Here is a 13,623-nt window from a genome sequence, read left to right on the forward strand (position 1 = left end):
GCGGTTTGGCTCTGATCCACTGCGCGACGGCCCGGCAATTTTCGCGACGATGACGGATTGGCACACCGCTTGCCACGTGTCCCTCGGCCACACGAAGTTTGTGTGGACCCTGCCTACCTTGCATTCAGGACAAAGGCGTCCTGCAGTCGGACTCGTTCCGTCTCTGAACGCCTCTGTTGCGATTCACGACCTCTCGACTCCGGCGAACAAGGCCAAGCTAACGCAACCCTGCTGCCCAGCTTTCCCTATTTTCCCTGGAGTTTGTCACTATGTCCGAATCGTCCGTCACCCGCCGACGCCCCATGTGGGCCCGCACCCGCCAGCTGTTTTCTACGCTGGCGCTTGTCGCTGCCGTGGTTTCCCCCGCCGCCGCTCAAGAAACCGAGCCGCTCGATGTCGAGAAGGATGAGCTGAAGTTCGGCTTCATCAAGCTCACCGACTGTGCCCCCATCGTGATCGCCAAAGAAAAAGGCTACTTCGAAGACGAAGGCCTCTCGGTCGAAGTCATCGCCCAGCCCAACTGGAAGACCCTGCTCGACAATGTGATCTCCGGCGAACTGGACGGCGCTCACATGCTGTCGGGTCAGCCCATCGCCGCGACCATCGGCTTCGGCACCAAGGCGCACATCATCACCGCCTTCACCATGGACCTCAACGGCAACGGCATCACCGTGTCGAACTCCATCTGGGAACAGATGCAAGAGAACGACTCGGCTCTCGATATGCCCCAGCCCTCGCACCCCATCACCGCTGAAGGTCTCAAGCCGATCGTTCAGGAATACATCGACGACGGCAAGAAGCTGCAGATGGGCATGGTCTTCCCCGTGTCGACCCACAACTACGAAATCCGCTACTGGCTCGCCGCCGCGGGCATCCACCCCGGCATGTACACCGCGACCGACATCGGCGGCCGTACCGACGCCGAAGTCGAACTCTCCGTCACCCCGCCCCCGATGATGCCCGCGACCCTCGAGTCCGGCAACATCCAGGGCTACTGCGTCGGTGAGCCGTGGAACCAGCAAGCCGTCGCCAAGGGCATCGGCGTGCCGGTGACCACCAACTACGACATCTGGAAGAACAACCCCGAGAAGGTCTTCGGCGTGTCCAAGAAGTGGGCCGACGAAAACCCGCAGACCATGCTCGCCGTCACCAAGGCACTGATCAAGGCCGGTAAGTGGCTCGACGAAACCGACGCCGATGGCAACTTGGTCAACCGTGTCGAAGCCGCTCAGATCCTCTCGCGTCCCGACTACGTCGGTGCAGACTTCGACGTCATCAAGAACTCGATGACCGGCACCTTCATCTTCCAGAAGACCGACGTCCGCGAGATGCCCGACTTCAACGTGTTCTTCAAGTACCACTGCACCTACCCCTGGTACTCGGACGGCATCTGGTTCCTGACGCAAATGCGTCGCTGGGGCCAAGTCACCGAAGCCAAGCCTGCTGAGTGGTACCACGAGCAAGCCAAGGAAGTGTACAAGCCCGCGATCTACCTCGAAGCCGCGAAGCTCCTGCTCGAAGAAGGCTTCATCGAAGAGGCTGACGTGCCGTGGGACACCGATGGCTACAAGCCCGCCACCGCCGAGTTCATCGACGGTATCGAGTACGACGGCAAGGACCCCCTGGGCTACCTCGCCAAGCACGCGATCGGCCACAAAGACTAATTCGACTTTCCTAACCGCGCTCCGCCGTGTTTAACGGCACGCCGGGGCTTTTCCCAAACCCGACTCACTGCCCGCCTCCTGAGACCCCGCCATGCTCAAGAAACTCAAAACCATCCTCCTCAAGATCGTCGACTTGACCGCCCTAGGCTTTCTCGAGCCTTACGTGCGACTGTGCTACGGCGAAGAACCCAAGAAGCAGCTTAAGCTGATTGCTCAATTCAGTGCCGTTCCCATCGCGGCCATCGCCTTGTTCATCACGATCTGGGCAATCCTTGCTCCTATGCACAAAACCAAGTCGGGTAGCGTCCCTACGCCGATGCAAACGCTGAGTGCCTGGAATTCCATCCAGAATCAACACGATCAAGAAAATGCTAAGGCCGAAGCGTACAACCTGACCGGCGAAGCCCGGCTCGAAGTGGTTGCGGCGGCTGAAGCCCGTCAGGCCGAACTCGTGCCTTTGGTTGCCGAAGCAAACAAAGGCGTGGACGATGCCCGTGAGGCTGAAGCGGCCGAGAAGGCCGAGCGGATTGCTCCGCTGCAAGCCAAGCTCGACGAGATGAAGGAAGCCGCCGACACCGAGGAGGAGGCCCGGCTCAGCGAGATTGAGGCCCGTGCGGAGGCACTCGACACGAGCGATGCCGCGGCCCGCGACCAACTCAAGGCCGACTATCTCGCCTTCGACGCCTGGGAAGAAGAACAGAAGGACGCCCAGAGTGATCTGAAGGGAGCGATCAAGCTGATCCAGGACGAGAAGACCCCCGAAGTTACCGCGGCGTTGTTGTTGCAGAAGCAGCGCAACGACGAAAAGCAGTTCATCGACAAGCTGATTGAGGTCGCCGGTGAAGACAGCCGTGAGCTGTCACTGGCCGAGACCGAAGCCAAGCTCTCCGAGCTGGAGGTTGCCTACGCGGGGGCCAGCGGCGCGGATACCTTTAAGACCCTGAAGAAGATCGTCCGCGAACAGAATAAGCTCGCCAAGACCGAGGACCGCATCTACGCCAAGCCTTGGACGCTGCCGATGCAGATCTTCCGTTCGATCCTGTGTGTGTTCGCGGGCTTCCTGGTGGGTGTGGCGATTGCGGTGCCGATCGGCGTCTGCTGCGGCCTGTCGCGGACTTTCATGGCGGCGATGACCCCGTTCATTGCTTTGTTCAAGCCGGTGTCGCCGATCGTTTGGCTCCTGATCTTCATGATCGTCGTGGGCGGCTTCTTCCCCGACCCCGACAAGAGCGTGGTGCTCGAATCGCTCACCGCCTTCACCAACTGGATCACCGGATGGATCCCGTTTGTTGGCGACATGGTGACCGACTTCGACATCAACATCGCCTTCATCGCCTCGGCATTGACGGTCTCGATGTGCTCACTCTGGGCGACCATGGTCAACACCGCGCTGGGTGTCGCCTCGGTGGACAAGGACCACATCAACGTCGCCAAGGTGCTGCGTCTGGGCTTCTTCAGCCGTCTGTTCAAGATCGTGCTCCCCTCGGCCCTGCCGCTGGTGTTCGCGGGCATGCGGATTTCGTTGGGGGTCGGCTGGATGGTGCTGATCGCCGCCGAGCTGCTCGCCTCGTCCGAAGGTTTGGGTAAGTTCACCTGGGACCAGTTCAACAACGGGGCGACCGACTCGTTCGCCAAGATCGTCTGCATGGTCTTCGTGGTCGGCATCATCGGCCTGATCCTCGACCGCATCATGATCATCTTCCAACGCCTCGTGAGCTTCGAAGGCTCGGTCGCGACGATCTGATCATATCGACGTTCCCCCGTTAGCCCCGGGCTCTGCCCGGGGGCGCACTACCACGAATTACCGCCCCCGGGCAACCCCGCGGACAAAGGAAAGAAATGGCTTACCTCGAATTACAAAACGTCAGCAAGGGCTACGGCCCGCCGAGCAACCGCTACGAGGTGCTCGAAAACGTGAACCTGTCGATCGAGAAAAACGAGTTCGTTGCCGTCATCGGTTTTTCGGGCTCGGGCAAGAGCACGCTGATGTCCCTTCTCGCCGGGCTCGAAAAGCCCGACACGGGCAAGGTCATACTCGACGGCGAAGAAGTCGCCCAGCCCGGCCCTCGCCTGGGCATCATGTTCCAGAACTACTCGCTGCTGCCCTGGCTTTCGGTCGCGGGCAACCTCGAGATCGCGGTGAAGCAGGTCTTTCCCGAGATGCCGAAGAAGGAACGGGCCGAGTACATCCAGCACTACATCGACATGGTCACGCTGACCAACTCGGAATACAAGAAACCCGCCGAGCTTTCCGGCGGCATGCGTCAGCGTTTGTCGCTCGCCCGGACCCTGGCGATGAAGCCAGACGTGCTGCTCCTCGATGAGCCGCTCTCGGCGCTCGACGCGATCACGCGTTCGGTCCTTCAGGACGAGATCATCCGCATCTGGGAAGAAGACCGCCGGACCGTGGTGATGATCACCAACGACGTCGACGAAGCCGCGCTCATGGCCGACCGGATAGTTCCGCTGACGCCCGGCCCCTCGGCCACCCTGGCCCACTCCTACCCCGTTGAGCTCGAACGTCCCCGTGACCGCACGACCCTCAACTTCAACCCCGACTTCAAGAAGCTCCGCCACGAGGTCTCGGGCTTCCTGATGAGCCTGAACGAAGACGCCAAGAGCCTCAAGTTCAACAACGAGCTCACCCTCCCCGACCTCCAGCCCAAAGACTTCCGCACCCACTACACCACGGTCGGTTAGATATTTGGCGATTTGGTGATCGAGTGATTTGGCTAATGTCAAGCAAGTTACCGATCTCGTTCGCCGCAAATAAAGCTCCGTACCTGACAACAATCGCTATATCACCCAATCGCGAAATCACCAAATGGAACAGCTCCAACCTAGTGCAGCCAACCAAGCCGCTCGCGACGCCAAGTACGTCGAGATCGTCAACCTGGTCAAGGCCTACCCCAACCCCCTCGGCGACCCGATCAAGGTGGTTGACGGCTACAACCTCACCATCAAGAAGGGCGATCTCATTTCCGTGATCGGCCACTCGGGCTGCGGTAAATCGACCGTGCTCATGATGCTCGCCGGCCTCAACCCGATCACCTCCGGCGACGTGCTTGTTGAAGGCGAAGTCATCGAGGGCCCCGGCCCCGATCGTTCGGTGGTCTTCCAGGCACCCTGCCTCCTTCCGTGGATGACTTCGTTCCAGAACGTCATGCTCGGCGTGAAACGCTGCTACCCCCACGGCACCAAGCAGGAACGCAAAGAGATCGTCGAGTACTACCTGAACCTCGTCGGCCTGTCCGACTCGATGCACAAGTACCCCCGCGAGATGTCCGGCGGCATGCAGCAGCGTGTGGGTATCGCCCGGGCGATCGCGTTGCGGCCCAAGCTCCTGCTGCTGGACGAACCGTTCGGCCGTCTCGACTCGCTGACCCGGATGGACCTGCAGGACACCATCCTGGGCATCCTCGACAAAGAACGCATCACCACCATGCTCATCACCCACGATGTGGATGAGGCGGTGTACATGGCCGACCGCGTCTGCATGATGACCAACGGCCCGCGGGCTAAGGTCGGGCAGGTGCTCGATGTTCCATTCGAGCGTCCCCGCAAACGCCAGGAGATCCTCGCCTCCGACCTGTTCTACGACCTGCGTGGCAGCCTCGTCGACTTCCTCGCGAAAAACGAGAAGGAAAAGCCCGGCGACAAGCCCAAGGTCGTCGAGCCGCAAGAAGACGTTTTCGAGTCGCCGAGTGTGACGAACGAAACCTTCAAGCAGAAGGACACCGAGTTGCAGTTGTTTGCCGCGATGCCAGCGCACGCCTAAGGCTCTTCCATATTTTTGTTTGATGAGTTGCCCACGATCATGATCCAGAGCCCACCCATGACCCAGACCCTCCTCGCCGCAGCCGAGCTGTGGCGTCCCAACACCCAGTCGAGCACGATCGATTTTCAAGCCGGCTTCTACGGTGAGTGCGAAACGCTGCGGGGGGTTCCCTCGCAGAGCGCCATCGCCCTGGATCAGGGGCCGCTTGGCCAGGTCGCGTCGACCGGTCAGCCGATGATCATCGAAGAGCTGTCGGAGTTGGGGTTCCTGGTGGCCGAAGCGGCCGAAGCCCACGGCCTCGGTGCCGCGGCGTTGCTGCCCAGCTACACCCAGGGCAAAGTCGAGTCCATCCTTCTGATGTATTTCCGCCGAGGTGCCGACGCCAAGTGTGCGGTGGAGCTTTGGGCGGGCACCAAGGGGCGGTTTGAACTCAGCCTCGATCAGTCGTTCCACCTGGGGCTGGACCGTTTCGCACGCATCAGCCATTACGTGAACTTCCCCAAGGGCGCGGGGCTCCCGGGTCAGTGCTGGGAGACCGCGTTGCCCAGCATCGTGCCGGACCTGGCCACGGCCAAGGGTTTTCTGCGTTCTTCCGGCGCCGAGAGCGATGGGCTCGCGGTCGGACTGGGGCTGCCGATCATGCAGCGGACCGAGCTGCGGTCCGTGTTCCTGATGCTCTCCTCGGCGGCAACGCCGATCGCGAGGGTGCACGAAATCTGGATGGAAGACCCCGAGAAGCCCGGCGTCCTGACGCGGAGCCAGGGCGTCTACGGCGGATTGGTCGACCTGGCCAACGCCAGCAACGAATTGGTGTTCGCGGTTAGCGACAAAGACGGGCTGCCTGCCCGGGCGTGGTCCTCGGAGCAACCGGTGCTGCTCGACGGGATCGAAGCCATGAGCGAGGCCGGCCTTAAGCGTTTCGATGCGGTCCGCGATGCCGGCCTGAGTTACGCGCTGGCTTACCCTGTGGTGGTGGTGGACAGTGTCCGTGCGGTGGTGCTCTTGATGGGTTAATGGTGATTACGTCGCTCAACGTTATCCCGGATGTCGACTATGCTCCCGACACAGCGGAGCACATGACACGCGCAACCTGCCCGTATTGCGGCGTGGGCTGTGTCGTCGAGGTCAAGGTGCAGGGCGGACAGATGAAGTCGATCCACGCAGATGTGGAGGCGGCACCGAACTTCGGCATGATGTGCCCGAAGGGCGCGTTGCTGTTCAAGTCCGATGATGCTTCCCGGCGTCTGACCGAGCCGATGATCCGGGATGAGAAGGGCGGGCCGCTTCGCCCGGCGACCTGGGCCGAGGCGATCCGCAAGGTGGCTGATGGCATCAAGGACACGCTGACGCAACGCGGGCCCGACGCGGTGGCGTGGTACGGCTCGGGCCAGCTCGACACCGAGGCGTCGTTTCTATTCACCAAGCTGTTCAAGGGCTATCTGGGCAGCAACCACACCGATACCAACAGCCGTCTGTGCATGAGCAGTGCGGTGGCGGGCTATGTTCGTAGCTTCGGCAGCGACGGGCCGCCGACGTGCTACGAAGACATGGACCTGGCCGACACGTTTTTCCTGATCGGGGCGAACATGACGGCGAACCACCCGGTGCTGTTCAACCGCATCCGTCGGCGTCGCGCCACACACGAGGGCACGCGGATCATTGTCGTCGATCCCCGGCGGAGCAAGACCGCGGAGTTCGCGGACCTCCACCTGGCGGTGAAGCCCGGCGGGGATGTCGCACTGCTTCGGCTGCTGGCCAAAGCCGCGCTGGACCGTGGCGACCTCGATCTGGATTACATCGAGCAGAGCGTTGAAGGGTTTGCCGAGTTGAAGCAGCAGCTCGATGAGCTGGACGTCGACGCGATGCTGGACGCTTGCGGCGTGCCCGCAGCGGACATCGAGCAGGCGGCGGAGTGGATGGGCGGCGGCCGCAAGCTGTTGAGCTGCTACTGCATGGGGACCAACCAGAGCAGCCGGGGGACCGACAAGAACACCGCGCTGATCGACCTGCACCTCATGCTGGGCCAGGTCGGCAAGCCGGGGGCGGGGCCGTTCTCGCTCACGGGGCAACCCAACGCGATGGGCGGCCGCGAGGTGGGCTACCTCGCTCACCAGCTCCCGGGGTACCGCAAGGTCACGGTGGACGCCGACCGTGAGGCGCTCGAGCAGGCCTGGGGCCTTGCCGAGGGCAGCATCGCTGCGGAGCCCGGTCGGCCCGCGGTCGAGATGTTCGACGCCGCGGCGCGGGGCGAGCTCGGCGTGTTGTGGGTCGCGTGCACGAACCCGGCGGTGAGCATGCCCGATCTGGACGTCACGCAGCACGGCCTGCGGGAGACGCCGTTGGTCGTGGTGCAGGACTGCCTGAAAGACACCGAGACCGCGGCCTATGCCGACGTTTTGCTGCCCGCTGCGACGTGGGGCGAGAAACGCGGCACGATGACCAACAGCGAACGCCTCATCACCCGTAGCGATGCGGCGTTGCCCATCCCCGGTGAAGCACGGACCGATTGGAAGATCGTCTGCGATATTGCTCAAGCCATGGGATTCCACGGCTTCGACTTTGCGGACAGCGACGAGGTGTGGGACGAGTTCCGCCGTTTGACCGCCGATACCCTCTGCGACATGACGGGCATCACCAACGAGCAGCTCGATCAGCACGGCGGTACTCACTGGCCGTATCCCGCAGCCGCCGAGCGCCCCACGCTTCGGCGTTATGTGGACGGCGTGTTCCCCACGCCTTCGGGCAAGGCCCGTCTCAGCACCGCGAGCTACGAGCCCACCGCTGAAACCGCTGACGATGAATACCCGCTGAACCTGACCACGGGCCGTGTCGCTCAGCACTGGCACACCCGCGGTCGGACGGGACACGTACCCGAGCTCAACCGCTTTGCCCCGCACCCGGTTGCGGACGTGCACCCGTCCGATGCGGGAGGGTTTGGGCTGGTCGATGGCGATCTGGCGTGGGTTGAGTCTCGGCACGGCCGCGCTTTGGCCGAGGTATCGGTGACAACCAACACACGCCCCGGCCTGGTGTTTCTCCCGTTCCACTTCGGCGATACACTCCACCCCGAAACCGCGGCCAACTACGCCACGCACCGCGTGGTCGACGCGATTTCCAAGCAACCCGAGCTCAAGCACGCCGCCTGCCGCTTGGTCGCCGCACCCAACGAAACGTTCGCGAACCTCGACGAGGGGAGCCGAAACGCATGAGTACGCCCCAGAAACCCCTACGCATCATGATTGCCGATGACGACGCCGCCCGTGCGCAAACGCTCTCGGCGGCGCTGGCGGAGACGGGCTACGAAATCGTGGCGGTGACCGGGGGCGACACCCACCTGCACACGCTTGTGGCCGACAGCGAACCCGATCTGGTGCTCATCAACACCGAATCGCCCAGCCGTGACACCCTCGAACAGCTGACCACCATCCACCACAAGCAGCCGCGCCCGGTGGTGATGTTCGCCAGCGATGAAGACCGCGACACCATCCGGGCCGCGGTGAAAGCGGGCGTCTCCGCTTACGTGACACACGGCATCGCCAATTCGCGGGTCGCGTCGGTCATCGAGACGGCGATCGCCCAGTTCAACCAACACCAGAGCGTGGTGGATGAGCTCAAGAAAACCAAACAGACACTTGAGGAGCGGAAGGTTCTCGACCGGGCCAAGGGCATCCTCATGAAACGACGGTCTTGCTCGGAGGAAGAAGCTTTCGCCTTGCTCCGCCAGGCCGCGATGAATCACAAGAAACGCCTGGGCCAGGTCGCCGAAGAAATTGTTCAAGCGGCGGCTTTGCTGGATGCGGATGCGGGCGTTGTTAAAGGAGTCAGGCCATGATCGACCAAGCAGAACCGATAGTCATTGAAAAGCCGGATCTGCAGATCGGATTTATTCCGCTCTCCGATTGTGCGCCGCTGGTCGCCGCTTACGAAAAGGGTTTCTTCGAGCACGAAGGGCTGCGGGTGACGCTGTGTCGTGAGCGCTCGTGGGCCAGCATCCGGGACAAGACCGCCTTTGGCGTTTACGACGCGTCGCAGATGCTCTACCCCATGCCCCTCGCGTCCACGCTGGGGGTCGGCGGTGCGGCGGTGCCGATGATGAGCGCGTTGTGCCTGAGCCTGGGCGGGAACGCGATCACCGTCAGCGAATCGCTCTACGCCGAGATGCTTTCCGCAGCGGGCGAGGCGGGGCTCGATGAAGAACGGTCGGCATTCGTGCTCAGCGACGTGATCAAGCGTCGGGCCCAGAACGGCGAACCGGCCATCACGCTGGGCTGCGTCTTCCCCACGAGCACCCACCACTACGAACTCCGCCACTGGCTCAGCGCCGCGGGCGTGGATTGCGATCTGGATGTCCGCCTTCAGGTGGTTCCTCCGCCGGACATGCCCGACGCCATGCGGGAAGGGCGGATCGACGGATTCTGCGTGGGCGAGCCCTGGAACTCGATCACGGTCCAGCGGGGCTGGGGCCGGATCGTTATGACCAAACACAAGCTGTGGAACAACGCCCCGGAGAAAGTCCTCGGCGTGACCACCGCCTGGGCCGAGCAACATCCGGCCACCCACCTCGCACTGATCCGCGCGATCATCGCGGCCTCCGCCTGGTGCGACGACGAAGCCAACCGCGAAGAGCTGGCCCGCATGATTGCGTCCGAGCACTACGTGGACGTGCCCTACGAAGCGGTTCGTCCCTCGATGATGGGGCAGCTCAGCCTGTCGCAGAACGGCCCGGTTTGGGACTGCTCGGACTTCATGGTCTTCAACCGCTACGCCGCGAACTTCCCCTGGGTGTCCCACGGCCGGACGTTCCTGGAGAAGATGGCCGACGCGGGCCAGATCGATCCGAACGACCACCCCGCACAAGAATACGACCGGCTCGCGGCTCAGGTGTTGCAGCCCAACCTCTACCGCAAGGCGTGCGCAGAGCTGGACTTGCCCTACCCGCTGATCGACCACAAGCCCGAAGGCGTGCACAACGAGGCGTGGAGCCTGACCCAAGCGACACGGCCTATCGTAATGGGCCCCGACCAGATATTCCCCAGCCAGGCCTCGCCGGTCGAGGTGTCCTCCGACCCTTGATCGCATGAACCGGCCTCTTCCTGAGTGAAGAACCCCACAGTTTGTTCATCCGCAACGGCGCGGACCCCTAACCACACCCTCCGCTCGGCGGCACGGCCTGTGTTGCGCCCGAGCGGATACTTTTATTTGAAAGAGAGTTTTGTGATGAGTTTGTTTTCGAAGTTTCGACCTAGCCTGGTCCCGTACACGTTGTGTATGGGCGCGGTTGCGTTCCCTGCGTTGGGGCAGGCTGAGGGAGATGCCCCGGCAACATTGGAAGACGATACGACGCAAACCTTTGCCGACGCGATCATGTCCGGCACCGTGAAGCTGAACGTCCGGGCCCGGGCCGAGATTGTCGAACAAGACAACCTCGACAACGCCTACGCCTACACCATCCGCACCCGCCTCGGTTACCTGACCGAAGAATACGAAGGCTTCCAGTTTTACGTTGAGTTCGAAGACGTGACCGCGGCCGACGACGATCTGTACAACGACGGCCCCGGTGAAAGCACCGCCGGCCTGAACCGCGCCGTCGTCGCCGACCCCGAGGTGACCGAGCTCAACGAGGCTTGGGCCCAGTACAGCAACGCCGAACTCGCGGGCCTCAAGGTGAAGGCCGGCCGTCAAGTGATCGCGCTCGACGACCAACGCTTCATCGGCCACGTCGGCTGGCGCCAGGACAACCAGACCTTCGACGCCGTGCGTGCTTCCAGCAACCTCGGGCTCGAAGGCTTCGATCTCACCGGCGGCTACATCAACCGCGTGAACCGCATCTTCGGTGAAGAAGCCGACTTCAAAGACACCGAAATCGTCTTCGTCAACGGCTCCTACAAGATCAAGGACGTGGGCAAGCTCACCGGCTTCGGCTACTTCCTCGACATCGAAGATTCGCCCGCCAACTCCAACGACACCGTGGGTGTCCGTCTGGCCGGCAGCAAGCCCCTGGGCGATAGCGGCATGTCGCTGGCCTACGCAGGTAGCTTCGCTTACCAGGAAGACACCGGCGACAACCCGACCGACTACGACGCCATGTACTACGCCATCGACCTGGGCCTGAAGGTCCCCGAGACCGGCACGTTCGGCGTGGGCTACGAAGTCCTGGGCTCGGACGACGGCAACTTCGCGTTCCGCACCCCGCTCGCGACCCTGCACAAGTTCAACGGCTTCGCGGACGTCTTCCTCGTCACGCCCGCCGACGGCCTGGAAGACTTCTACATCTACTACGGTATCCCGTTCCCCAAGGAATGGAAGATGAAGGGTAAGCTGGTCTACCACTACTTCGGTGGCAACGACTCCATCGGCAAGTTCGGCCAAGAGTTCGACGCCGTCGTGACCAAGAAGCTCAGCAGTAACCTCAGCCTGGGCGCCAAGCTCGCCTACTTCGACGGCGACGAGGCCGGCTTCGCTGACCGCACCAAGCTCACCATCGACCTCACGTTTGCGTTCTAATTCGAACCGCATTCGTGAAACACCAAAGCCGCGGCGAGTCATCCTCGTCGCGGCTTTTTTATGTCTCGTCTGAAGTAGCTGTCTGACTAAGCCCGGCGTCGGTAAAGCACGCCCGCACCCAGGAGAAGCAGCAGGGCGCTGCCGGGCTCGGGGATATTCACGTTGGCGCCGAGCCCGCTGGCGGACTGCCCGAAGTTGTCCTGCCAGACCGTATAGTCAGCCGCATCGATGACCCCGTTGCCGTTGCCATCCGCGGCCAAGTCGGTGGTCGAGCCGAAGCTGTCCTGCCAGACAGTGTAGTCCGCCGCGTCGACCACGCCGTTGTTGTTGTAGTCGCCCGCCAGCGCGATCGCGAGCGATTCGGTCAGCGAGACGCTGTCGACCCACACGGCTCCGCCCTGGTTGTTGGGCTGAATAAACTCGAAGCCCACGTTCACGGACACCGCGTCGGAGGGCGCTACCCCCGTGAGCTCACGGAGCAGCCAGGTGTTGTTGTTGATCGAGCCGTCGGCAATCACGCCGCCCTCGCTGCCCAGCGAGTTGTTGTTGCCGTCGAAAAACTCCATCCACATAACCAGCAGATTGTTGGTGCCGGTGATCGAGTCGTTGCTGTTGATCCGGACGTTGGCGCTCAGCGTGTATTCGCTGTCGCCGGTGACCGAGACGCCGCTCTGGATGAGTTTGCTCGAGGCGAAGCCGAAGAGTTTGATTGCGTGGTCGCCGAAGCCGTCGAAGGCGTGACTGCCCTCGGGGTCGTGGCTTTCCACGAAGGTATTTCCGGTCCGTAGCCAGCCGTTGGAGTTGTTCGAAAACTCGCCGTTGGTCAGCAGGTTGGTGACGTTGCCGGTCTGCTGATAAGCCCGGACGTAGTCGATGTCGAAGGTGTTGGGGAACTGGGTTGTGCCGTCGGGGTTGCCGTCGAAGAACCCGCCGACGGCCGTGTTGAGGATAACGCTCATCGGGGTGGAGGAGATCGGGGCCATGTCGGGCGTGACCGTGAAATGGTTGACCCCATCCACGAAATAACGGATCGCCCGCGTGTCCCACTCCACGGCATACTCGTGGAAATCGTCGGCCCACGGCCCCTGGCCCGCGGGGGCGTGGTATTCCCCGAAGACGAATTGGCTGAAGTTGGGCACGTTGTTCCAGTGGTAGGCGCTGCTCACCACGTTGGGGCGAGACCCGCCGTGCTCCATGATGTCGATCTCGCCGCCCAACGGCCAGGGCGTATCACGCGGCAGCAGCCACGCCGCCGGCCAGATCCCTTTGGTGGTCGGGATGCGGGCCATGACCTCGAATCGGCCGTAGGCCTGGCTGTAGTTGCTTTCCAGGCGGGCCGAGCGATACGCCTTGCCATCCAGGGGCTCATCCGTTGCCGTGATCCGCAAGACCGACCTCCCCTCGGTCTGCGCGATCGCGGCTTGTTCGGGAATGTAGTACTGGAGCTCGTCGTTGAAGCTGTCCCGACGGGTAAGCACATCCCAGTCGGTCGTGTTGATGCTCGGAGCATCGAACTCGTCGGCCCACGTCAACTGCCATTGCGCCGTTAGCAAACTTGGCCTAGCCGTAATTAGGATCACCACGGCTAGACCAATATGCTTGGCTCGATAACCTCTTCTCATGAAATACACCTGTCGAGAGACTAATTCAGGCTGTCAGAGCGATAGGTTTTGTAAA

General features: G+C 62.4%; 10 protein-coding genes. 9 read left to right on the forward strand and 1 reads right to left on the reverse strand.

The annotated features are described in order from the left end of the window. Nucleotides 1-269: 269 nt before the first annotated feature. The 9 genes from HNQ40_RS15495 to HNQ40_RS15535 all read left to right on the forward strand — a co-directional run bounded on the left by HNQ40_RS15495 (nt 270) and on the right by HNQ40_RS15535 (nt 11,946). Nucleotides 270-1,664: a CmpA/NrtA family ABC transporter substrate-binding protein gene (locus tag HNQ40_RS15495; RefSeq protein WP_221435568.1), complete on the forward strand. Its 1,395-nt coding sequence runs from the start codon at nt 270-272 to the stop codon at nt 1,662-1,664. Nucleotides 1,665-1,755: 91 nt separating this feature from the next. Next, nucleotides 1,756-3,408: an ABC transporter permease gene (locus tag HNQ40_RS15500; RefSeq protein ID WP_184678735.1), complete on the forward strand. Its 1,653-nt coding sequence runs from the start codon at nt 1,756-1,758 to the stop codon at nt 3,406-3,408. A gap of 95 nt (nt 3,409-3,503) precedes the next feature. Continuing rightward, nucleotides 3,504-4,364: an ABC transporter ATP-binding protein gene (locus tag HNQ40_RS15505; RefSeq protein WP_184678736.1), complete on the forward strand. Its 861-nt coding sequence runs from the start codon at nt 3,504-3,506 to the stop codon at nt 4,362-4,364. 124 nt (nt 4,365-4,488) lie between these two features. After that, nucleotides 4,489-5,442 carry an ABC transporter ATP-binding protein gene (locus tag HNQ40_RS15510; protein ID WP_184678737.1) on the forward strand — a complete coding sequence of 318 codons (954 nt, stop codon included), beginning with the start codon at nt 4,489-4,491 and terminating at the stop codon, nt 5,440-5,442. A gap of 57 nt (nt 5,443-5,499) precedes the next feature. Beyond that, nucleotides 5,500-6,456 (forward strand): hypothetical protein, encoded by a 957-nt coding sequence (locus HNQ40_RS15515; RefSeq protein ID WP_184678738.1) that lies wholly within the window; start codon nt 5,500-5,502, stop codon nt 6,454-6,456. 62 nt (nt 6,457-6,518) lie between these two features. Next, nucleotides 6,519-8,651, forward strand: a complete 2,133-nt coding sequence (locus tag HNQ40_RS15520) for a molybdopterin oxidoreductase family protein (RefSeq protein ID WP_184678739.1) — start codon at nt 6,519-6,521, stop codon at nt 8,649-8,651. Then, on the forward strand, nt 8,648-9,274 hold the full coding sequence (locus tag HNQ40_RS15525) for an ANTAR domain-containing response regulator (protein WP_184678740.1): 627 nt from the start codon (nt 8,648-8,650) through the stop codon (nt 9,272-9,274). Before HNQ40_RS15520 ends, HNQ40_RS15525 begins: the two co-directional genes overlap by 4 nt. Beyond that, nucleotides 9,271-10,515: a CmpA/NrtA family ABC transporter substrate-binding protein gene (locus HNQ40_RS15530; protein WP_184678741.1), complete on the forward strand. Its 1,245-nt coding sequence runs from the start codon at nt 9,271-9,273 to the stop codon at nt 10,513-10,515. The genes HNQ40_RS15525 and HNQ40_RS15530 overlap by 4 nt, the downstream gene beginning before the upstream one ends. 144 nt (nt 10,516-10,659) lie before the next feature. Continuing rightward, complete coding sequence (locus HNQ40_RS15535; protein WP_184678742.1) at nt 10,660-11,946, forward strand: alginate export family protein; 1,287 nt, start codon at nt 10,660-10,662, stop codon at nt 11,944-11,946. An 86-nt stretch (nt 11,947-12,032) separates the two neighbouring features. Here HNQ40_RS15535 and HNQ40_RS15540 read toward each other — a convergent pair whose 3' ends face one another. Next, the gene (locus tag HNQ40_RS15540) at nt 12,033-13,499 is read right to left on the reverse strand and encodes a family 16 glycosylhydrolase (protein WP_184678743.1); all 1,467 of its coding nucleotides are present in this window, start codon (nt 13,497-13,499) and stop codon (nt 12,033-12,035) included. Nucleotides 13,500-13,623 lie beyond the last annotated feature (124 nt).

Source organism: Algisphaera agarilytica (assembly GCF_014207595.1).
Taxonomy (GTDB): Bacteria; Planctomycetota; Phycisphaerae; order Phycisphaerales; family Phycisphaeraceae; genus Algisphaera; species Algisphaera agarilytica.

Excerpts from the sequence above, each read along its gene's own strand:
- HNQ40_RS15495 (WP_221435568.1), top strand. The coding sequence starts at position 270 with ATGTCCGAATCGTCCGTCACCCGCCGACGCCCCATGTGGGCCCGCACC.
- HNQ40_RS15500 (WP_184678735.1), top strand. The coding sequence starts at position 1,756 with ATGCTCAAGAAACTCAAAACCATCCTCCTCAAGATCGTCGACTTGACC.
- HNQ40_RS15505 (WP_184678736.1), top strand. The coding sequence starts at position 3,504 with ATGGCTTACCTCGAATTACAAAACGTCAGCAAGGGCTACGGCCCGCCG.
- HNQ40_RS15510 (WP_184678737.1), top strand. The coding sequence starts at position 4,489 with ATGGAACAGCTCCAACCTAGTGCAGCCAACCAAGCCGCTCGCGACGCC.
- HNQ40_RS15515 (WP_184678738.1), top strand. The coding sequence starts at position 5,500 with ATGACCCAGACCCTCCTCGCCGCAGCCGAGCTGTGGCGTCCCAACACC.
- HNQ40_RS15520 (WP_184678739.1), top strand. The coding sequence starts at position 6,519 with ATGACACGCGCAACCTGCCCGTATTGCGGCGTGGGCTGTGTCGTCGAG.
- HNQ40_RS15525 (WP_184678740.1), top strand. The coding sequence starts at position 8,648 with ATGAGTACGCCCCAGAAACCCCTACGCATCATGATTGCCGATGACGAC.
- HNQ40_RS15530 (WP_184678741.1), top strand. The coding sequence starts at position 9,271 with ATGATCGACCAAGCAGAACCGATAGTCATTGAAAAGCCGGATCTGCAG.
- HNQ40_RS15535 (WP_184678742.1), top strand. The coding sequence starts at position 10,660 with ATGAGTTTGTTTTCGAAGTTTCGACCTAGCCTGGTCCCGTACACGTTG.